Origin of the sequence: Acidicapsa ligni (genome assembly GCF_025685655.1) — a bacterium.
Taxonomy (GTDB): Bacteria; Acidobacteriota; Terriglobia; order Terriglobales; family Acidobacteriaceae; genus Acidicapsa; species Acidicapsa ligni.
The window spans coordinates 1-19150 of the sequence record NZ_JAGSYG010000009.1; the positions used below are offsets into that span (position 1 = coordinate 1).

22 protein-coding genes and 1 pseudogene are annotated in these 19150 nt (G+C 56.6%); 15 read left to right on the top strand and 8 right to left on the bottom strand.

All coding sequences use genetic code 11. From position 1 onward, the window contains the following. The 7 genes from OHL19_RS21515 to OHL19_RS21545 form a co-directional block, all read left to right on the top strand. Nucleotides 1–447: hypothetical protein (locus OHL19_RS21515; RefSeq protein WP_263359905.1), on the top strand; the 447-nt coding region annotated here is incomplete at its 5' end. Further along, nucleotides 398–1105, top strand: coding sequence for a PRTRC system protein B (locus tag OHL19_RS21520; protein WP_263359906.1), 708 nt, complete (start codon nt 398–400; stop codon nt 1103–1105). The genes OHL19_RS21515 and OHL19_RS21520, both read left to right, overlap by 50 nt. A 19-nt stretch (nt 1106–1124) precedes the next feature. Then, entirely contained in the window at nt 1125–1913 is a 789-nt protein-coding gene (locus tag OHL19_RS21525; RefSeq protein WP_263359907.1) for a PRTRC system ThiF family protein, read from the top strand. A gap of 65 nt (nt 1914–1978) precedes the next feature. Next, nucleotides 1979–2299, top strand: a complete 321-nt coding sequence (locus tag OHL19_RS21530; protein ID WP_263359908.1) for a hypothetical protein — start codon at nt 1979–1981, stop codon at nt 2297–2299. Between the two features lie 20 nt (nt 2300–2319). After that, nucleotides 2320–2844: a PRTRC system protein E gene (locus OHL19_RS21535; protein ID WP_263359909.1), complete on the top strand. Its 525-nt coding sequence runs from the start codon at nt 2320–2322 to the stop codon at nt 2842–2844. Between the two features lie 72 nt (nt 2845–2916). After that, nucleotides 2917–3399, top strand: coding sequence for an energy transducer TonB family protein (locus OHL19_RS21540; RefSeq protein WP_263359910.1), 483 nt, complete (start codon nt 2917–2919; stop codon nt 3397–3399). 195 nt (nt 3400–3594) lie between these two features. Beyond that, entirely contained in the window at nt 3595–4002 is a 408-nt protein-coding gene (locus OHL19_RS21545; protein WP_263359911.1) for a hypothetical protein, read from the top strand. Between the two features lie 381 nt (nt 4003–4383). Here the strand turns inward: OHL19_RS21545 and OHL19_RS21550 are convergent, their stop codons facing one another. From OHL19_RS21550 to OHL19_RS21570, 6 genes and pseudogenes are all read right to left on the bottom strand, one after another. Then, entirely contained in the window at nt 4384–6096 is a 1713-nt protein-coding gene (locus OHL19_RS21550) for a hypothetical protein (protein WP_263359912.1), read from the bottom strand. A gap of 660 nt (nt 6097–6756) precedes the next feature. Continuing rightward, a pseudogene (locus tag OHL19_RS23200) lies at nt 6757–7059 on the bottom strand (GAP1-N1 domain-containing protein); the annotation flags it as partial. A 10-nt stretch (nt 7060–7069) separates the two neighbouring features. After that, a complete protein-coding gene (locus OHL19_RS21555; protein WP_263359913.1) occupies nt 7070–7924 on the bottom strand; it encodes a TRAFAC clade GTPase domain-containing protein in 855 nt (284 codons plus the stop codon). Beyond that, nucleotides 7921–8931, bottom strand: a complete 1011-nt coding sequence (locus OHL19_RS21560) for a TRAFAC clade GTPase domain-containing protein (RefSeq protein WP_263359914.1) — start codon at nt 8929–8931, stop codon at nt 7921–7923. The genes OHL19_RS21555 and OHL19_RS21560 overlap by 4 nt, the downstream gene beginning before the upstream one ends. Nucleotides 8932–8933: 2 nt before the next feature. After that, complete coding sequence (locus OHL19_RS21565) at nt 8934–9968, bottom strand: GTPase-associated system all-helical protein GASH (protein ID WP_263359915.1); 1035 nt, start codon at nt 9966–9968, stop codon at nt 8934–8936. Next, complete coding sequence (locus OHL19_RS21570) at nt 9965–11314, bottom strand: metallophosphoesterase (protein WP_263359916.1); 1350 nt, start codon at nt 11312–11314, stop codon at nt 9965–9967. The genes OHL19_RS21565 and OHL19_RS21570 overlap by 4 nt, the downstream gene beginning before the upstream one ends. Nucleotides 11315–11555: 241 nt before the next feature. Here OHL19_RS21570 and OHL19_RS21575 point away from each other — a divergent pair, with 241 nt between their 5' ends. Both OHL19_RS21575 and OHL19_RS21580 read left to right on the top strand, forming a co-directional pair. Further along, the gene (locus OHL19_RS21575) at nt 11556–11855 is read left to right on the top strand and encodes a hypothetical protein (RefSeq protein WP_263359917.1); all 300 of its coding nucleotides are present in this window, start codon (nt 11556–11558) and stop codon (nt 11853–11855) included. Next, entirely contained in the window at nt 11852–12166 is a 315-nt protein-coding gene (locus OHL19_RS21580; RefSeq protein WP_263359918.1) for a hypothetical protein, read from the top strand. The genes OHL19_RS21575 and OHL19_RS21580 overlap by 4 nt, the downstream gene beginning before the upstream one ends. Before the next feature lie 51 nt (nt 12167–12217). Here OHL19_RS21580 and OHL19_RS21585 read toward each other — a convergent pair whose 3' ends face one another. Beyond that, entirely contained in the window at nt 12218–13270 is a 1053-nt protein-coding gene (locus OHL19_RS21585; protein ID WP_263359919.1) for a PDDEXK nuclease domain-containing protein, read from the bottom strand. Nucleotides 13271–13374: 104 nt separating this feature from the next. Here OHL19_RS21585 and OHL19_RS21590 point away from each other — a divergent pair, with 104 nt between their 5' ends. The 5 genes from OHL19_RS21590 to OHL19_RS21610 all read left to right on the top strand — a co-directional run bounded on the left by OHL19_RS21590 (nt 13375) and on the right by OHL19_RS21610 (nt 17689). Continuing rightward, entirely contained in the window at nt 13375–14385 is a 1011-nt protein-coding gene (locus OHL19_RS21590) for an AAA family ATPase (protein ID WP_263359920.1), read from the top strand. After that, nucleotides 14382–15320 carry a hypothetical protein gene (locus OHL19_RS21595; protein ID WP_263359921.1) on the top strand — a complete coding sequence of 313 codons (939 nt, stop codon included), beginning with the start codon at nt 14382–14384 and terminating at the stop codon, nt 15318–15320. Before OHL19_RS21590 ends, OHL19_RS21595 begins: the two co-directional genes overlap by 4 nt. Then, complete coding sequence (locus OHL19_RS21600; RefSeq protein WP_263359922.1) at nt 15317–16504, top strand: vWA domain-containing protein; 1188 nt, start codon at nt 15317–15319, stop codon at nt 16502–16504. Before OHL19_RS21595 ends, OHL19_RS21600 begins: the two co-directional genes overlap by 4 nt. 49 nt (nt 16505–16553) lie before the next feature. Continuing rightward, nucleotides 16554–17012: a ribonuclease H family protein gene (locus tag OHL19_RS21605; protein ID WP_263359923.1), complete on the top strand. Its 459-nt coding sequence runs from the start codon at nt 16554–16556 to the stop codon at nt 17010–17012. A 71-nt stretch (nt 17013–17083) separates the two neighbouring features. Continuing rightward, entirely contained in the window at nt 17084–17689 is a 606-nt protein-coding gene (locus OHL19_RS21610; RefSeq protein WP_263359924.1) for a siphovirus Gp157 family protein, read from the top strand. 427 nt (nt 17690–18116) lie between these two features. On the opposite strand, the gene OHL19_RS21615 is transcribed toward OHL19_RS21610, so the two are convergent. Continuing rightward, nucleotides 18117–18341, bottom strand: coding sequence for a helix-turn-helix domain-containing protein (locus OHL19_RS21615; protein ID WP_263359925.1), 225 nt, complete (start codon nt 18339–18341; stop codon nt 18117–18119). A gap of 227 nt (nt 18342–18568) precedes the next feature. Between OHL19_RS21615 and OHL19_RS21620 the strand changes: the two genes are divergently transcribed. Then, complete coding sequence (locus OHL19_RS21620) at nt 18569–18790, top strand: hypothetical protein (RefSeq protein ID WP_263359926.1); 222 nt, start codon at nt 18569–18571, stop codon at nt 18788–18790. Nucleotides 18791–19150: the final 360 nt, after the last annotated feature.

Genomic DNA, 19150 nt, shown 5'->3' on the forward strand with positions numbered 1-19150 from the left:
GACCGTTGGAATCTCCTCGCCCGTCGTCTCCTGCGCAAGCACGGCAACGGCCGATACGGTTCGTGGATCAAGCGCCTGCGCAGTCTCCAACAACTCTCCAGGACTCACGTTCGGCCAAGATCCAGTTTCATCGAAGAGGGTAACTACGATAGCCCGCCGCTACCGTCCTTGCTGGTCGCCTTCAAGGACCGCGACGCCGTGACAGCGTGCTTCGACGAAGAAGGCCAGTACATGCTCGAAGGCACGTCAGAACCCGCCCTGGTCGTGTCCTTCCATCCACGAAAATCGGAAGAGGTGCGTGAGGCGATTCGCGTCGTCGAACGTTTCATCCTGTTCAACCATGAACTCTTCCAGTTGGTTGAGGATCTACAGCAGTGGGAGAAGTCGGAGAACGAGAATGCAGATACACGTCTCGATCGGGGAGAACCATCGCTTCGAGCTGCGTGAGGCGCTGCTGGTCTACGGGGATCGCCAGAAGAGCTTCGTGACCCGCCACGATGTGGCGCTCCAGGAGAATGCACCACCTACGCTCGGGCCGGCCCAGCCGCTCACCGTGGCTTTTGTGGAATCTCTGGTGCGCTCTCTGAGTGGAAGCTCTGACGCCGAGGTGCTGCCGGAGAGCATCCTCGCAAAGGGCGACCGCCTGATCGTTTGGTGGACACCGGCGCAACGGCGGCAGATGTTCTATGAGAACTCCGAGGACAAAGCTTCGGAACTCAATGGGCTTGTCTTTCCGCAGCCGCCGCTGGTGTGGCGCGTGAAGAACGGCGATCTTATGATCCGTGCGCTCACGGAAAACAAGCGTCCGCAGACAGCTACGAAGCTGGCGATCGCACCGTTTTGGAATCTCTCTGACAATGGCCGCGTCTGTACCGGCTCCATGCGCCGCCCGGACGGCGCAACAGTGTCCTCGATCACCGATTGGGAACGAGGATATTACGAGAGTGCTTTCACGCACGCCAACGTGGGACGGCTGACGCGCCATCCCGGAGGCTTCGAAGGGCTGTGGACTTCACTGGCGGGCAAGCGCAAGCCGTTCCCGCTGGATACCCTGATCGGCCTGCCGCAAACTCTTGCGCAGTTCGTTCGGGGAGAGAGGGCCTGACATGAGGATCGAGCACAGAATGCCCACAGACCTGATACGCCGCGGACCAGTACATGTGTTGATCGTGGGAGCCGGTGGAACAGGAAGCGCGATGGCCATGAACCTGCCGTATCTCGACCAGGCAATGCGCGTATGGGGTCACGCAAGCGGTCTCGACGTGACCATGATGGATGCCGATACCGTGTCCGCGACGAATTGCGTCCGCCAACCGTTCTCCGCTTCCGACATCGGCCAGAACAAGGCCACCGTATTGATCAACCGCATCAACATCTTCTGGGGAACAAAGTGGAGGGTGATCCCCCATCGGTTTCATGCCCGCTCCTTTGAGAACGACCGCGGCAATGCCCCCGACATCGTGATCGGTTGCGTCGACACGCGGGAGGCCCGCAAGGCCATCGAGGAATCGTTCAACCACGGTCTGAGCAAGACCTGCTATTGGCTCGATCTTGGCAACAATGCCGCCAGTGGACAGTATGTTCTCGGACAGCCGTTGAACGGGCGAAATCGCCGGAAGGCGGAACGCCTCCGCACGGTGAGCGAGTTGTATCCGGAGATTGTGGATGTAGCTGCCGGGGAAGATCCGCTACCGAGTTGTTCCGCGGTCGAGGCATTGGATAGGCAGGAGCCGTTCATCAACCCGACGCTCGCGTTGCATGCGCTTGCGATGCTGGGGCAGCTCTTTCGCTACGGCAAGCTCAGCTACCATGGCGCATTCTTCAACGCGAGGAGCGGCCAGACGAGTGCGTTGCCGGTTGATCCGAGATTGTGGTCCAGAACGAAAAGGCGCTCACGCAAGCTCGCTACGTAGTTCCGAGAGGATGTAAGACGTCAAAGCGGCTGCGGCGGTATGGTGGAACGTACCGGAGACTGCCCATGAAGATGAAGCTCGATCCCGATCTGGCGATGGAAGCCAAAGCCCTCGTTGTTCTGGCCTTTCGCAATGGCCCTATCGAAGCCCTGCACGCGGGAAAGCCCTGCGCGGTTTGCAGCGGCCTGCCGGAGATATCTCATATCTCCGACGGCGAGATGAAGGTTGTGATGAAGTCAGCGGTCGATGCAATGTACCGCCTCCTATGGCAGCGAGACTACGATCCCGTCGCCTACAACGAAGCGCTGGCGTTCGGACGCCGCAATACCATTCACTGGGATGATCCTGAACTCAAGAAGCCGAGGAGAGGGTCACGCCCGAAGTGACCTAACCCCGGAGAGACCCCATGTTCAAGGAGCTTGCCCCCTACCTGCGGCAGCGCGCAGTCCTGCTGACCGTAACCCGCCTCGAAGACGATCAGATCAGTGTAAACATCATCCCGAAGAAGCTGCAGGATAGTGAGAACACCGCGCTGACCACTCCCTTCAAGCTCACCGGCACCGCCGAGGAACTTGACCGGGACCTGCCATCTTCGATCGTCGATTTCGTCGCGTCCCACCTGCAACTCAAGAGCACGCTTGAGCGAGCGAAGGCCGAGATGGACGCTGCCGGGAAAGCGGCTCAGGCCGAAGCGCGTGCGAAGAAGGTAGCCCCGAAGAAAGAGCAGCCCAAGGCGGAGACTGAGAAGCCTGCCACGGCCGCCAAGCCGCTCGAAGCGCCCAAGCCTGAACCGCCTAAGACCTTTAGCCTCTTCGACACGCCTACGGCAGCAACTCCTGTGGCGGAAGAGGTCGACGAGGAAGAAGAGATTCTGGCGGAGACCGCAGCCGAAGATGAAGAAGAAGACGAGGAACTGGACCAGGCGGCCTAAGCTCCACCGGCCGGTCGCAATCATGTTGCGCGGTGATGTCCGGAATGATCGAATGGTCAACAGGATCAAACTATGCCCATGTCTTTCGGTCGCACCGCGCTCTCGTTTGCATTCCTTTTGCTGTTCGCGTCGCCTGTGCAGATCGTGTCCGCCCAGGCCCCTGTGCAACGGGAACTGAATACTCTCGAGATAATTGGGGATGATGTGCCGCAACCGGACCGCTCCATCCTCAAGAGATCCGTGACGCCGCAGATGGCGCAGCAAACTAGAGCCACTTGGTTGCCGCTGGTTCCGCCAGAGGCACAGCCTCCCCAACTGGCGGCCGGCATCGTCGCCATACAGTTCAATCTTCATGCCGATGGCAGCATCAGCGAGATGAAGATCGATCGCTCCACAGGGATCGTCGCGCTCGATCCGGCCGCCTGGCACGCGATCGTGGCGACCCGATTTGCGGCATTGCCACCCGAGATGGCCTTGAAGACTGTCCGGATGCAGATGGTTTTCGTTTACAACGAAGTCGTCCCCGTTCGAGGTCCCGAGCCAGCTCTGCGATAACCCCAACACTAGGACGAAGTGAGACCGGGCGTCCAAGTCCTTCGGCTCGCCGCGTTGCCCATGCTTTTCTGCGACGAGCCGTGAGTGGCGTGCGATGAGACGGCTCAACGTTCGAATACTCGAGACCTATTTAACCTTGTCACCCTATCCACCACCTCGGTGGAACGATCCCTCCAGCACAGAAACAGGAGTCTTATGGCGAATTGGTATGGCAGTTCTCTCAGTAACTACTTTCGCGTGAAGGATCGCGACGCATTTCTGCGGTGGGCCGACGCGCGCGGTCTAGGTGTCTTTACGACCGAACGGGATACAGAGTCCTTCGCGATTCATGGTGGGACCTCAGAGGATGGGTCGTGGCCGAGCTACGATATGGAAAACGATACCGACATCGACTTGAGTGCCGAGCTCGCCCAACATCTGGTCACAGGGCAAATCGCGGTATTGATGGAGGTTGGAGCCGAGAAACTCCGGTATCTGACCGGTGCAGCCTTCGCGGTCAACTCGAAAGGCCGCGTGGTCGATGTGACCCTGAGCGACATCTATCGGAAAGCGGCCCGCTTGTTTCGTATTCCAGAGGTGGAGATCACCCGGGCTGAATACTGAGCCTACGTCGCGCGAGCGTAAGGTTAATTGTTCTCAGTTAAGAGAATGATTCTCACGGAGGCGTTAGAAGTGGAAACTTTGCTCGAGAATCCTTATCGATGAAAACCTAAGTCCTTCGCTTGCGTCCCAGGCGCGTGCCATTCTTATCGCATTTCTAGCCCAGACTTAGCTTGCACGATGCAATAGGCGATTGAGCACAGTTTTGTTCCGTCGACTTACGGGGAGTTTCGATGTGGAGTCTCGGTCTCCTATATATCGTGTATGCCGTTTGCGTTCTTCTGTTGTACTTTCCGTGCCGTTGGTATGCGCGATTCAAACAGAACAGCCGCGCACAATGGCCCAAGTTGATCTAATCGAATACGTATTGAAGCAGATACTAATCTATTCTGCTTGATCTTCTCCTTCCGGCTCACGCTCACCCATTGCGTTGCTGATAATTGTCTCGAATCTCTTCCGGTCCCGCGCCGGCAGTTTACTTATGTCTTGACGCAGCCTTTCCAGGAACGATTCGCCGTCGCGTTCACGGGTTAGTCTTTTGAAAACCTTGCCTAGATCTCCGGTTGGCTCGACAGCCTGAATGAGATCGGTTGGCGGCCAATTCGACTTGAGAAATGCTTGCACGATGTTTTTCCTTGCGGTTTTACACCGATCCCAATCTACGAAGAAAAACGAAAACAGTCCCGGCGCTTCGTTTCCGACGCGAAGCTCGGCGTAAACAATCGGGAAAGCCACCACGATCAAAGGCCCCACCGGCTTGTTCCGCTCTTCAAGAGCAAACGAAAGAACATTACCTGCCGCATTTGTTTGGGCATGTTTGTTTACGCTCCCAGCGTCAGCTAGCATATGCGCCCAATCCGATACCAACTCCTTGGAAATCGTCTCATGTCGTCTAGCGATCAATCGGGCGCTCAGTTCCTCGATGTCAGCGAGCACTCCTGTTCGAATGTTCACATCCGCATGATTCAAGAGAGAGACATTGTCGCTCACACGCTGGGAAGGGGCATTCCATGGAATCGCCATCGCAATCAAACGATGAGTATCTAAAAAGCCGATCGATGCTGATAGCAATTCCCTAAGTGCGATGTTCTCGGAACTGCCAGCATTCGACAAGCCCAGCGTTAACATTCGCAACGCTAAGTCTGACCTCGCTCCACCTTCGATCAATGGAAGTACACGGCAACCGTGTCGCAGGAGACGTTCAACGGGGACATTTCCAGAGATGAGCACACGCGCAAGCTGCGACGCTGTTGTCGGTAGGTCCTCGGCGAGAATTGACTCTATTTTTTCACTGAGCAATTCGTCCTGCACGAGCGATTGAAGGTCTTGCTCTGACGTCCTAGAAATCACGACATTGAGTAACGTCAACCTTCTTCGAGCGGCGATGCCTTTCTCTCGGATGAGCCAGTCGACGTCATTAGCGTTTGGGCGAATCGTAGCCAGCAAAAAGCGATCGGATGCTGGGCTTGGCTCGCTTGCCAAAATTGCTCGCCTCAATCCGATCATGCCTTCGGTTCCGCGTGCGGCACGGCGCAGCGGCTCATCGAATTCGGCGACCGCAAACTGAGTTGAATCGCGAATCTGATCAACAACGGAAAACAGCACTTTGTTGTCGATCTCTCGTAGCGTAGCGACCAAGAGAGGTGCGTGAGCCGGAATACTCAACAGTGGTACGACGTTCCGACGGGACTTAGCCCGAAGGTCCCCGTCAGGGAACTGCAGAGCATTCGCCAGCACATCAGTCCAGAGGTTCGGCGTAGCTCGTTCTGTCGCCTGCAACACGGTTGTAGCCCATGGTCGGCTGTAGGCCAGTAACCGTAACTCGTCCTCGGGTCGGATTGAAGAGGCGAGTTTGAGAACTTCGGAGCTATCCGACAACTTTGCGAGTCCATCGCCGATCCCGGCAGTGACGATGGGTGCATGGGTTTGCTTCCCAAGATTCGGATCCAGTAATAAGGAGAGTGCAGCACCTGGATCTCTCCCCGCGATCCTGGAGAAAGCTTCCCTGATCTTGTTCAGGATGTCGATGGGAGGCCTTCGCGCCGGAAATTTTCCGCTCAAGGTCAAAAGAAAGCGCAACGCATCCGGAGAAGACATCGATCTTTGTGCGAGATCAACCCCACGCGAGAGCAACGCTACGAACGGCAGAAACTCCTCTGGCGAACTCTTTCCCCGCGAGTTGAGAATGTCAACAAGTCCAAGGATCGCCATAGGCGACGACTCGGACTTTTCTAAGAGTTCGTTCCACAAAAGGGCCAATCTCAGACTCGACTCATCCGCTCGTTCATCGAGGCGAAGAATGCCTAAGGCGTCTAACGACAGGAGGCTGGGGGGATCGTCTTCGAAGATGTGTTTGGCCGTGACTGCGGTCCAACGATGACGACTGATATCCTCGCGATCCGGCGATGCCTCGACAATTCTGCCTTCCCATTGAGTAAAACGCGACCGGGCTCCCTTCGGAGCGAACATGAGATCGAAAGGTCTCCCGCTCACGCTACGGGGGGACAATGCCAACGTGCAAAGGCTGAACACTCGTCTCATGCTCGGCCAAAACGAACTCAGGAGCCGTTCTGCTATGAGTGCGGACTCCATCTCGTCAAACAAGACAATAGGCTTTCGGCTCTCGAGAAAGAGAGCCTCTACCAGGGCAGTGGTTCTCTTGGAAGCAATAGGCGGTAGAGGGACTGGATGAGTGTCGAAGTCGATTGCGCCAATCACATTCTCTTGTTTGTCAACGCGCACCAACAACTTCATCAACGATGCCGGAAACTCAAGCGCCTCCCAAATTGGCATCGGCACCAACAAACTACGCGTGAGCACACAGCCGGCTCGCGATGCGCTTAGGTCCTGCCATGTCCTTGCCAAGACGTAAAAATCACCACTTGGAAGCGGATATGCGGTCAAATAGGGATCGAATGTTTCCGCCGGTCTCAGCGGTCCCGAGAGATCGGACAGACGATCCATAACGTCTTGGTCGCCTCGTGCAAGACGAGTCGAGGCGGCGAGCAGTTGATGACCGTTCTTATATCCGTGACATTGCTGTTCTATTCGGACATTCATCGGTTCCCGTCTAATCCTCAGCTAACCAAGCAATTGGTAATGTCAGGTCTTTCTCTTCGTGGGTGATCCCGTTGACCCTCTCCACAACATAGCCTGCGGTGTCAAAATCGCCATTGAAGAACCGCTGGCGAAAGTCAGGATCAGCCTGAAGATCGCCTCCGACCACGCTTACGCCAAATACCTTTATCTCCAACGAAGTGACATCCTCGAGCCTTCCTGCGAACAGAGGGTATTCCGACTCAAGATAAGCACTCGGCCCACCCTCTTTCACTTCGGCGTCCAGTCTGTCCCACGCCGTAACCGCGATCGCGACCCGCGGGAGCCCACCGCTTGACCGAGGCCGGAGGGTCAGCTGCAGAAAACGCAACAACTCACATAAAACGACCTGAGTTGGGATGGAATCTTCCTGGTGCGGACCTGCCCAATCCATCTTCAGAAGTTCACGCGCAGTTACCCAGTCCGGCGGAGCTATATTCAACTCGGAATGCACTCGAATAAATAGGATCGCCCCGCTCGATTCCTTCAGGAGCGTCATCCATTCGGCTGGAAGCTCAGAGGAGGAGACGGCATTCTTCCATAGTTCTCCCGTGACGTCCGGCACGATCACCGATAGGCGCTTTGTCTCATCCTGAGTGGCAAGTGTCACTGTAAAGTCTCGTCTGCTCTCTTCAATGTTCTTCTCTGAGCGCGGAGCAAACGATCCTTGCAGCAGATGCGCCAGTGCATCCTCCACGTACTTAATCTCGGGAGCTTCTACAGACTTCATACGTCCAGATCCACTTTGCAGTGCTTTCCAGAGGCGCGCTAGGTAGTTCGTCTTCCCGGAATCCGGACCTCCGATCAACATGACCGATTGAATATTCACGACAGCACCCTCCTGATCCGGAAGTTCAGAAACTGCCGATCTGAATTGGCGACATCCGAGTCAGGCCAGAGTGTCGCCGGCTTTGTTGGGGACTTGCTCACAAGGGACGCAGCAATCAACTCCGCAATTCCTGTTCCAGGATCGATCGCTTCATTATCGGAAAAAGATGAGACTTGGAGGATCTTGATTGGTACATTCACTCGCGCCGCCTCGGATTCAAGTTTGCGCAGGCTTGCCTCAGACGGATCACCCAAATCTTTGTGAGAAATCACCACAAAAACTGGCGGTGCCTCCGAGCCCAGGAATTCCGATACGCGCTGCAAAAGCATGCCGGTGCGGTGAAGTACTTGTTGCCGAGTTTGAGGCTGGATCAATTGCCGGCCGTCAACTGTCACCCAAATTACATCGGCGGCTTTCAAGAAATCGAGGCGGTCCACACGATTCGAATCGATCAGGGACGTTGACCACTCTCCGGGAAGATCGGGTAACAAAATATCGTGTCGGGCTCCTGACTCTTGATCGCGCAACCGCAGATGCAGAAATCCCGCACTCCGATGGTCAGGTTGCTCAGTATGATTTGTCATCTGCTCCGGCGGTTGACCGTCATTCCAGCGTCGAGCCCCTCGACTAATCTCGTCGAACGCAAGCAAACTCATGCTGTCCGCGAACCTGAATCCCGCCAATTTATTTCGGGATAGCAGAAGATAGAGCGAGACGAGAATTGCTGTTTTTCCCGCGTCGGGGGCGCCCAGAACACCAACCATGCGAAACATGCGTCCGGCGGCTGAATCGCGGAGCGCATCAGGTGTCAATGTGAGGCTGCTTGGAAATCGCGGGTTCCGTTCGGGTGCCGACAGTGGTGGCGGAACGCTCAGATCCCCCAGCTCGGCCACGGCAGGTTCAATCTCACTCAGCAATCTCTCGGGGCAGGCTTCTGGACTGTTGTTCAGAAGACATATTCCGGTCTGAGCGACTGTGCAATCGGCTTTCTTACATGTTATGGCCATCTCTACACCAAGTTCCGCGGAAGCCGGCCCACATGGAGAATTGCGCTTTCGAGGAGAGCGCGCGCGGCCCAATCCGAAAGATCTAACGAGTGGGCTCCAGCAGCTTTCCCTCCAGCCTTCCCTGTAATACAGGCTGATACGAGCGGGAACAACGACTCGCGGCCTGTTAGCAAATGATTGTTCTCAAAGAATGTTGCGATTCGTTCTCGTTCAACTTTGATGGAATCCAGGACTTCCTGCATGCTGGCCTTCTTGTCTTGTTTCAGTAACCGCAGGATAAGTTGTTTGTGAGCTTCTCCGGGAATACGGCGGACAATGCTTCCAGCTTCGAGTCCAGCGACGACCACCGCAGCCGTCTCACTCAAAGCAGATAAAGACTTGCATGAAAATTTGCTCCAGTCGCTCAGAACCCACCAGAGAAGGTCGATCTCCTCACGGTCGAGCGCTGCATTCACTCGCAGAGCATCGATTGCTTTGGCTACGCCATTCTGTATCGCGGTTACAACTTTGGCCGTGTCGTAGGCTTCTGGCATCTTTACGGTTACAGCCGGAACCTCTTGCCGTGTCCTTGCTTTCCCTGAAGAGGCAAGCACAAGGTTTCGGGCAGTGCCTAGCAACTCCAGGCGCAACGCCTCCAGACGTTCCTCCGTGCGCGGAATCTGGAATCCTAGCCCTGACCAAAGACCGAGGGCCAGGACGTCCTGTCGACTCCAAACGCCATCGGTCGGAGCAGCATCCTCCAACCACTTCAAAGCGGCTAAGAGAGCACAGGTCAGTATCTCTAGATCCTGGCCTTCGCGGACGAAAGAAGTGCTCTTTTCCTTGATCGCCGCCTCGACTTCCGTGACCCGTGCTTCGGGTAAGCTGCCACCTTTGGCTACGCCTTTGGTCAAGTCGGCCGCTAACAGTAAAAGGTTATCTACACTTGCAAGGTCTTTATATTTCCCCGCCAGCGTACCTATCGCTTCGGTGCGCTTTTCCACGAGTTCGTCAGTCGGCGTTTTGTCAAAAATCCGTACATGTTGTGCAATGTTCATGAGTTCTTCTCTCCGTCGGCAGATCCACCAAGAAATTTCTGAATTTCTGTTTCAAGCGCTTCAAGTTTTCCGCTCGATCTGAGTGAGTCGAGAGCCCTCCGCTCCAGCGGATGTGTCAGCGCCCCATTCCAGTTCTTTGGCAACGCGCCCATCTCGATCAGAATCGTCAACCTCTGCGTAGCAGTAAGGTCTCGAAAAAAACGAAGCAACAGGAAAGGAAACTTGTCCTCCATGGCGCTCCTCTCTTCCTGTGAACCTGCATCGATCATTCCGCTGTTCACAGTATCGTTGTGTACGTCTTCAGCCGCACTCGTATCCTGAGATGAGATTGAAGCCATTTCCCTTGAAAGCACTTTGTCCTGAAAATTAGGGCAGCCGAGGGAGTGAGCAATCTTTTCAGCCCCAAAAGTTTTAATATTTGGCTCGAAGGCTGTTTTTGCCTGTGACCAGACTCTCGGGTGAATGGTCACCACAAGCGCATTCGCTATTTGGTCCCAGTCGAACTGCAGCAGGTTATAGGTGAAGGTGAACTCATCGTTCTCCAATGGAGGAACCGTAGCTCCCGCTGCGATCATCAAAAGATCACAACCGCTCTGTACGGGATCCACTGTGACCTGCGGGGTGTGTTCATGGCCCGAGATGAAGACACGCGCGCGGCTGCGCACGTATTGCCTTGCCTCTTCTGAGTCGCGTAACCAGGGAAGTGGGTGATGGCAGATCACCACAAGCTCCTCGCCAACTCTTCTTGGCAAGACCCGTTGTCGTGCTCCCAACAATAGCTTGCCTTTCTCATCCTTTTTCCCGCAGCATAGTGCCGAGTTCAACCCAATGAAGCGAAGGGTGCGGCCAGGCGCGAGTTCCACTGTGCGTTCGCCAGCCGTTCCACCTTCGCGGTCAAGCGGGCAATCATACGCTTCAGCAAAGTCCCGGTAGTCCTCAAACCTTCCGTAGAAGACCTCGCGGTCTTTTTCCAGTTCAAGAAAGTAGTCCAGGCGGAGCTCTCCGTTTTGCGTGATGTCAGCGAGCATCATCTCGGATGACCGGCAAATACCGTCCCGGTTGATATCGTGGTTTCCCGGCACAACTTGGATGTCCGTAATCTGGCAGCCCGCAACGCATGCTAAACGATCGAGCCATTCGCCCGCAGTCGTATATTGCACCTTGAATCCCGCATACGCTACGTCGCCACTGACGATGATTCCGTCAATCTTTCCGTTGGGTAGCTCTTGGACAAGACGAGTTACATCGTCAATCAATCGTTCGCGTACATCGTCGTGCGTGAAAACAAGGCCGCCTTTTTCCTGCCCGAAATGAATGTCCGACAGATGTAGGAAAGCAACCGGCACGCCAGCTCACAATTCAACGCAAAATCATAATGGAGATGCTATGTCAAGGATTGTAAATGGTTTTCCCTGCAACGTTTCGTCTCCACATATCCTGAAAAGTTGCCGTGTGCCATGTAGCGCTGCGCCACCGGCGCCGTGAGGGGGATCGACCGCGGCTGTGCATGCGGAGCGTACCTCTACGCGATGTTCGGGCTCGCTATTCGATCCGTTTGGTCAGATTTTGCGGCGAAAGGAAATTGAGATGATAACCATCGTTTCTTGCTCGACCTCAGATGCGGATAGGCTTCTTGGCTTGGCCGATCAGTTTCTCGATGACTGGGCTGAAGATGCTGTCCAGGAAGGCAAACGGGATGAGGACTATGAACAGCGTTCGGCTGAATGGTCGGCGATCCGCCCACTCCTGATTTCGGCTCCCGCACTGCTCAAAGGGTTGAAGGAGATTGCCATTTGCTGTGAGGGATCCCCCGACCAGATAGCGATTTGTTGTGTTGAAATTGCGCGAACTGCTATGGCTGGGCTCGTGATCGAGGACCAGGTATGAAGCGGAAGACTGCACAATCAAACTCGAATTCAAGAACGCGCCCATCCCAGTCGGCCTCCGCCGGTCTACAAGAGGCGATCCACGGATCGCTCTACAGCGAAGTTACGGGCAAGATCGTTGACTATATTCGGTACGCAGATCAGTCCAGCGGCTGGCCTGCGTTTGAGATCCGATTCACGGATGGGATGTTCCTTCTCATTGAGCCGCTTCCACGCGTTGAGTTTCGAGTGCGTTTCCTGAAGACCACCGGCGGGAACATCGAGACTCTCCGAGACTACGGGGTCTTACCTGGGCCACCAAGTGGCGAATGACGCTCCGTACCAAAACTCGCACGACGCGTGCGAGTTTTGTAAACCATTCATTTATAGCTTCTTAGAGAGGCCAGATTCATCCTCGAACCCGGCCAGGAGAGAGGCAACCTGATCGGGGCTCGGGAGCTGCCCCTGAAGGTCTTTGGGGACATCTGATGTGACGGAATAGGCGGACACCCCAATCGGCGCGGAGGCTTGCTTCAGAGCATACTCGACAACCGTCCGATTCTTGGATTTGCAGAGGATGATACCGATCGAGGGCTGTTCATCGGGCAGCCGGACAGTCTCGTCAAGCACCGAGAGATAAAACTGCATCTTTCCAACGAACTCCGGCTCGAACTCTCCAATCTTTAGTTCCAAGGCGACCAACGCTCGCAACCGGCGGTGGTAGAGGAGCAGGTCGATGAAGAACTCACGCTCCCCGACCTGAACCCTGTATTGGCTGCCGGCGAAGGTGAACATGTCACCCATCTCTCGCAGAAAGTGCTCGACACGGCCTGTTAGGGCGCGCTCAAGTTCCTTCTCACTGTGTTCATTCTCCAGATCGAGGAACGCGAAGGTGTATTCATCCTTGACCGCCAATCTTGCCTGGATGCTGACGCTCTCTGGAAGCGCTGTTTCGAAGTTGGTCTGACTGTTCAGTGTCCGGTGAAGAACCTTGTTCTCGATCTGGTGGACGAGGACGTCGCGAGTCCAACCATATTTTCTGCAACTGCGAATGTAGAACTCTCGCTCCTCTTCGCTCTTGCACTTCTCAAGGATCGTGATGTTATGCGACCAGCCAATTTCTCGCACGAGCTGTGCGAGTTTTTCATTTGTCCCGTAAGCCTCGTAGAAAGTCTTCATGCGCCACAAGTTAGCGGCGGAGAATCCGTTCGCTCCGGGAAATTCCTCGCGGAGATCTCGGGCGAGATTGCCGACAACGGACTTGCCCCAGGTATCCCCCTGTTGCCTCTCTACGATCATGCGGCCAATGTCCATGTAAAGGGTGATCAGTCCTTGGTTGACGACGCGCAATGCGTCGAGCTGGGCGGACCGGATTCGCTCCTTGAGAGCCCTGAGGAGCCGTTCGTATTCCTGTGGTGAAGCCAAAGTATTCGTCAAGACCGGCAATCCATCCCCATTCAGTTTATCCGTAAACGCGACCTAACCCGCACACCCCTCCCTCGGGTCGAGTAAGCCTCAACTTCTACCTTCAAGGACAATCAATGAAACCCTCCAAGCTCTATGAAGCGCTTCATGCGCTCATTGGCGAGCGTGTGCCCCTGCATATCTGGGGACCATGCGGCGTCGGCAAATCTCAGATCGTCGGGCAGGTTGCCGCCGACCTCAACTACAACTTCCTCGATGTACGCGCTGTGCAGCTCGATCCCGTCGATCTTCGCGGTCTGCCGCGCATTGCGTCGGACCAGACCGAATGGGTGCCCCCTAAGTTTCTTCCCACCACCGGCAAGGGCATCCTGTTTCTCGACGAGCTGACCTCCGCGCCCCAGATGACGCAGGCAGGCTGCTATCAGCTCGTCCTCGATCGCAAGCTTGGCGAGTACGAACTGCCTGAGGGATGGGTCGTTATTGCTGCCGGAAACCCCGCCTCCGAGCGCGGCGTTCACTTCGCGATGCCGCGGCCTCTGCGCAACCGGTTCGTGCATTTGGAACTCGAGGCCGACCTCGAAGACTGGTGCAAGTGGGCGGTGAAGGCCCGCGTGCGGCCGGAGATCATCGCCTTTCTGCGTTTCAAGCCGGAGCTGCTGCATACGGCGGATACGACGGCCGACGCCAACGCGTGGCCGACTCCACGTTCCTGGGAGATGGCTTCGAATGTTCTCTGCGGAATCGCCGGCCGGCAGAAAGCCGCCCTGCTGTCTGGAACCAGCGAGTTCGAGGCGCAGCTTCTGGACGGGACTGTCGGCGAAGCGGCAGCTTCGGAGCTTGTCGCATTCCTCCGGCTGTTTCGCCAGTTGCCCTCGATCGACGAGATTCTGCTCAACCCCACAACGGCTGTGGTGCCCACGGAGCCATCAACCCAGATCGCCATCGCGACGGCGCTGGGGCGTGTGCTGACCGACAACTCCATCGCCAGGGGGCTCACCTATCTCGACCGCATGCCAACCGAGATGCGGGTGATGGCTGTTCGCGATGTCGCGGCGCGGGAGACCGCCATTACACATACTCCGGAGTTCATCCGCTTCGGAGTGGAATATCGGGAGGCAATTCAATGATTACGGAACGCGCTATGCTCGCGGCGGTTCATATCAGCATCTGGACCGCCGTCAAACACGACCGCAAAGTCAGCCGCGATGTCGCCGATCAACATGGGGCGCACCAGAGCGCCGGCCGATACAACAAGCAACTCCTCCGCGGCGCGGACAAGCTCGATGACCTGCGCACGCTCGCCGGTCAGATACGTCAGCATTTCTACAAGATCACCCTGCCTTGGTCCGATGAGGGCTTTCGGCTGTTGCCGTCCAACTTCTACTTCGACCTGATGGAGAGGATGCGCGAGTTCGAGGCCAGCTTCGAGCAGGGCGTGGATAGCTTCCTTGCGGTATATCCCCAGTACATCGACCAGGTGCGCCCTGAGTTGAACGGGCTCTTTCGAGAGGAGGACTATCCCTCAGCCGAGAAACTGCGGGCGAAGTTCGGCGTCAAGCTGGAGATTCTGCCGATCCCCTCCGGTACGGACTTTCGGGTCCAGATGTCGGCGGATGAACAGGCCCGCGTCTCGCGCGAGATCGATGCCAACGTCCGCCAGTCACTGACCCGAGGCACTGAGGACCTATGGAAGAGGCTTCGCGAAGTCGTCTCCCACATGGTTGACCGCCTGAATGAGCCTGAATCACGCTTTCACGGATCTCTGGTCACGAACGTCTTCGATCTGGTGGAGATTCTTCCGCGCCTTAATGTCAACGGGGACGAAGATCTGAACCGGTTCGCGGAGCAGGTGAAGCAGAGACTCTGCAACTATTCCGCGCAGGACCTCAAGAAACACGACCTCCTTCGCGTAACGACCGCAGCCGACGCGGCGAACATCGTCGCGCAGATGGACGGCCTCCTTCAGAACCGCGAGGTACTCGCGCAACCCGAGGTCGATGAAGGGCCAAGCGTCGAGAGCATCTTTACCCACATGTCGGCCTACATGGAGGCGGCGGCATGAAGGCTCAGACAATCATCGAGCAGCGCCTCCAGAAGGCGCGCACCATTCTGTTGCTAGACCATCCGTTCTTTGGTTCACTCCTGTTCCGCTTGAAGGGACGGGAGAGCCGTGCCATCAAGACAATGGCGACGGATGGTATCTCGATCTACTACAACCCCGACTTTGTGGAGACCCTCAACGCAGCTACCCTCTGCGGGACGCTGGCCCACGAGGTTTTGCATCCCGCCCTCCATCATCATGTACGTCGTTCCGGGCGCGATCCCAAGCGGTGGAACGAGGCTTGCGACTATGCGATCAATCCGCTGCTCCTCGATGCCGGACTTCATCTGCCTGAGCGAGTCTTGGTAGAAGATCGCTTCCGTGGGATGAGTGCCGAGCAGATCTACAACCAGCTCCAGACCGAGGCTGAACAAGAGCCCGGAGATTCGGACAAAGGGGGCGATTCTGGCGGAAACGGAACTGGCGATTCTGGAGAGATTTCCGCTCCGGTCACGGAAGGGGGCATTGGGCAGGTTCTCGATGCGCCGGTAGGTGACGATGGAACGCCCTCGGTTGAAGAGCAGGCGCGGGAGTGGAGCGTTGCCGTCAACCAGGCAGCCACGCTTGCAAAACAGGCCGGCAAGGTTCCCGCAGGCATCGGACGAGCGCTTGAGGGAGCGGCCGAAGCGACGGTCGATTGGCGGGAGCTGCTGCGCCGGCTTTGGTCCGAGACCACACCCGCGGACTATAGCTGGATGCGCCCCAACCGTCGCCACATCTGGGCCGGCCTGTATCTGCCCGGCGTATTCCGGGAGGGCGTGGGTGAAGTGGCCGTCGCAGTCGATTGCTCGGGTTCGGTGAACTCGCGGCAGTTGCGTCTCTTCGAGGCAGAGCTTCGTTCTATTCTCGAGGGGCAGCGCCCGGAACGGGTCTACGTCCTCTATTTCGACGCCGTTGTGCAGAACGTGGAGATCTTCGAAGCGGGACAAGGGGTATCCCTCAACCCAGTGGGAGGCGGGGGCACCGAGTTCAGGCCATGCTTTGATTGGCTCGAAGAGCACGGCATAGTTCCCCAGACGCTTGTGTTTCTCACCGACTTGTATGGATCGTTTCCAGATTCCGAACCGTCGTATCCGGTCCTGTGGGCATCGACGGGCGGGCGCCGAGCCCCTTTCGGCGAGGTCGTTCCGATACAAGCCGCGTGATCCTTTCAGATCGACTGACAGTACGCGTGACTCTACAAAGGAGGGTCCAATGGACAAGGTATGTCAGATCTTCACCGACGGTTCCGCTATCGGTAATCCCGGGCCCTCCGGATGGGGTGCGGTCATCATCCAGGGGAAAGAGCGGCGCGAGCTGTCCGGTGGATTTCCGTGGGCCACTATCTCTGAGATGGAACTTCTCGCCGCGGTTGAGGCCCTGCGTTCGATCCCGCATGGAACACGCGTCGAGCTGCACTCTGACTCCGAACTCCTGATCCACGGGATGCGGGGTTTCGTCTTTCGCTGGCGGAGTCAAGGATGGAAAAACCGTCGCGGTGCGCCGCTTCACCATCGAGACCTCTGGATGCAGCTCATTGAGTTGGATGGGCGGTTTCGCATTCAGTGGCGATGGCTGCGGGGCCACAACGGACACCCATTGCAGTGCCGTGCCGATGCTCTAGCCTACGGAGCGGCTAGAAGCCTCGCGTTCACGCAGCGCCTTGCGGCTTGACCCCGCATTTTCCTCTGCCGTCCTGGCTTGTGCTGAAGGGCAACCACAATCTTTGAAATGGAGAATTTGCGATGAGCACCATTGTTGAATCCATCTCGTTGTTTGAAATCGACATGGAACTGGACGACCTTCTCGAGCAGATCGAGGAGCAGGTCGAATCGGAAGGAGAACCGTCCGAGGAGTTGCTGTTCCGTTTCCGCCAGTTCTGCGAGGCGCACGGAGAGAAGGTCGATCGGATCGGACGTTTCGTGCGGATGATGGAAGCCCGGGAACAATACTGCCGTGCCGAGGCCGCACGACTTGGCGAGAGGGCTCGCTCTACGGCGAACAAAGTGGACCGCACCAAGTCGATGGTCCTGTTTTACCTGATGAGCCGTGAACTGAGAAAGCTCGAGGGGCGGGAGTTCACTCTCCGCATCCAAAAGAACAGCCAGGATTCCGTGCGCATTCTCGATGATCCTGCACTGCCGATGGCTTACCGCAAAGTGGAGGCCCGGATCGGCGGGGTGCTATGGGAGACGATCCTTGCGTATCTGCCGGAAGAGCTGGAACGCTCTCTGTCCGCCTGCGTTCATGAAACGAAGCCGGACACCGACGCGATCAAGGCGGCGGTGCTACGCCAGGAACAAGTGGCGGGTGCCGAGGTGAGGCGAGGTTCTCACCTGCGTGTGGCTTGATGCCTACTTCGCCTTCGTGGTTTTCTTTGCTTCGGCCCACCGCTTCAACTGCCCCTGGCGCATTCGCTCTCTTGCCTCTGGGCTAACGAATCTCTTTTTAGCGACGATAGCCTTTGTTGATGGGACAGAGGGCTTCTTTGCGGGCCGGCCGCGTTTTGGCCGGTCATTGACTAACAATGCCCGGACCTGCTGAAGGCGGGAAATTTCCACGTCTATCTCTGCAATGATCGACTCAATCAAGAGTTCTCCTTAGCACCAGCTCCTCGCTAAGCCTATACGAACGGCTCAGCGGGGTCGGCACCCAAAGGGCCAAATGCGGACAGTGATTCTCCATCTCGACAGTTTTCGCGCGCGAGCTAGCTGCGTTCAGGATCTCGGACTGGACTTTTTCAGGCGCGGTTCGAGGGGGGATGGGTTCGGCGATTGCTCATCTTCCTTTGACGCCTTTGAGGAACTCGCTGAGCGACATCTCGAAGGCTGCCGCCAGAGCGGCCAGGTGACGCAGACCGACCTCCCGTGCGCCGCGCTCGAGGTCGGAGATATGAACCTCGTGGATCCCAGACTGTTCGGCAAGGTCGATCTGCCGCCAACTCCGTTTCTTGCGGAGTTGCCGGATTTTCTCGCCAAGTTGGATGCAAACATCAGGCGGCATTCATCCAGCATTGACTTAGTGGAAGCACTATATTTAGTGGATGCACTCTCTCGCGACGCTCGAGCCGACGCTAAGGACCGGGTTTCGCGTATTGGGCCTGTATGCCGATCGCGTCAACAACGTCAAGGTCGCGGCAGGACGCCAGACCAAATGAAAATTTCAATGAAGTCTTCAACCAGGAAAGGGATCGCGGCTATGCGCTGTGGTCTTCTTAGGAAGACGGGTTAATGATGATCCATTGTAAAGAACTGACCGATAAAGTCGTCCGTCTCATGACCATCTACGAAGATGGTACATACGGCCCTGAGGTGCACATCGAATTTACCGATGGCACAACGTTCTCTGCATGTCTGAAGACCAACGTATCGATCGAGGCGAAGTACATCCACGATCAAGGCGGGGAGCCCTGTATTCTTCGTGACTACTCTGCGCCGACAATTGCGCGTTAAGCCTCGAAGACGCTTCAGGATCTGAGCTAGAAATTATCTCGCGGGCGGGGCCTATCGAAATAGCCCGGTGCGCCTTGTCGTGAAGTCCGACCTGGGTTCCGCGGCCTCAGTGGATCAATTGAGCTACCGGATGCAACCGGAATCCCAAACCCCAACGGCTCATCTGCAGTATTGTCGTGATCGCCCCACTTGGCACAGGCCCTTCATACAGCTATCAACCCGACAGGAAGTACGCAGGATTTCATTGGACCGACGACCCGGACCCGGAGTGGCCTTGCGGCTCACCGGACTAGATTTGCTTTTGACACAGGCGTTTCGGCCAGCGGCCTTCTTATAGAAACCTATAATTGTGTCCCGCTG

What these genes read in the sequence shown, in the direction of transcription:
- OHL19_RS21520 (WP_263359906.1), top strand. Translation starts at nt 398, where the DNA reads ATGCAGATACACGTCTCGATCGGGGAGAACCATCGCTTCGAGCTGCGT.
- OHL19_RS21525 (WP_263359907.1), top strand. Translation starts at nt 1,125, where the DNA reads ATGCCCACAGACCTGATACGCCGCGGACCAGTACATGTGTTGATCGTG.
- OHL19_RS21530 (WP_263359908.1), top strand. Translation starts at nt 1,979, where the DNA reads ATGAAGATGAAGCTCGATCCCGATCTGGCGATGGAAGCCAAAGCCCTC.
- OHL19_RS21535 (WP_263359909.1), top strand. Translation starts at nt 2,320, where the DNA reads ATGTTCAAGGAGCTTGCCCCCTACCTGCGGCAGCGCGCAGTCCTGCTG.
- OHL19_RS21540 (WP_263359910.1), top strand. Translation starts at nt 2,917, where the DNA reads ATGCCCATGTCTTTCGGTCGCACCGCGCTCTCGTTTGCATTCCTTTTG.
- OHL19_RS21545 (WP_263359911.1), top strand. Translation starts at nt 3,595, where the DNA reads ATGGCGAATTGGTATGGCAGTTCTCTCAGTAACTACTTTCGCGTGAAG.
- OHL19_RS21550 (WP_263359912.1), bottom strand. Translation starts at nt 6,096, where the DNA reads ATGTCTTCTCCGGATGCGTTGCGCTTTCTTTTGACCTTGAGCGGAAAA.
- OHL19_RS21560 (WP_263359914.1), bottom strand. Translation starts at nt 8,931, where the DNA reads ATGGCCATAACATGTAAGAAAGCCGATTGCACAGTCGCTCAGACCGGA.
- OHL19_RS21565 (WP_263359915.1), bottom strand. Translation starts at nt 9,968, where the DNA reads ATGAACATTGCACAACATGTACGGATTTTTGACAAAACGCCGACTGAC.
- OHL19_RS21575 (WP_263359917.1), top strand. Translation starts at nt 11,556, where the DNA reads ATGATAACCATCGTTTCTTGCTCGACCTCAGATGCGGATAGGCTTCTT.
- OHL19_RS21580 (WP_263359918.1), top strand. Translation starts at nt 11,852, where the DNA reads ATGAAGCGGAAGACTGCACAATCAAACTCGAATTCAAGAACGCGCCCA.
- OHL19_RS21590 (WP_263359920.1), top strand. Translation starts at nt 13,375, where the DNA reads ATGAAACCCTCCAAGCTCTATGAAGCGCTTCATGCGCTCATTGGCGAG.
- OHL19_RS21595 (WP_263359921.1), top strand. Translation starts at nt 14,382, where the DNA reads ATGATTACGGAACGCGCTATGCTCGCGGCGGTTCATATCAGCATCTGG.
- OHL19_RS21600 (WP_263359922.1), top strand. Translation starts at nt 15,317, where the DNA reads ATGAAGGCTCAGACAATCATCGAGCAGCGCCTCCAGAAGGCGCGCACC.
- OHL19_RS21605 (WP_263359923.1), top strand. Translation starts at nt 16,554, where the DNA reads ATGGACAAGGTATGTCAGATCTTCACCGACGGTTCCGCTATCGGTAAT.
- OHL19_RS21610 (WP_263359924.1), top strand. Translation starts at nt 17,084, where the DNA reads ATGAGCACCATTGTTGAATCCATCTCGTTGTTTGAAATCGACATGGAA.
- OHL19_RS21615 (WP_263359925.1), bottom strand. Translation starts at nt 18,341, where the DNA reads ATGCCGCCTGATGTTTGCATCCAACTTGGCGAGAAAATCCGGCAACTC.
- OHL19_RS21620 (WP_263359926.1), top strand. Translation starts at nt 18,569, where the DNA reads ATGATGATCCATTGTAAAGAACTGACCGATAAAGTCGTCCGTCTCATG.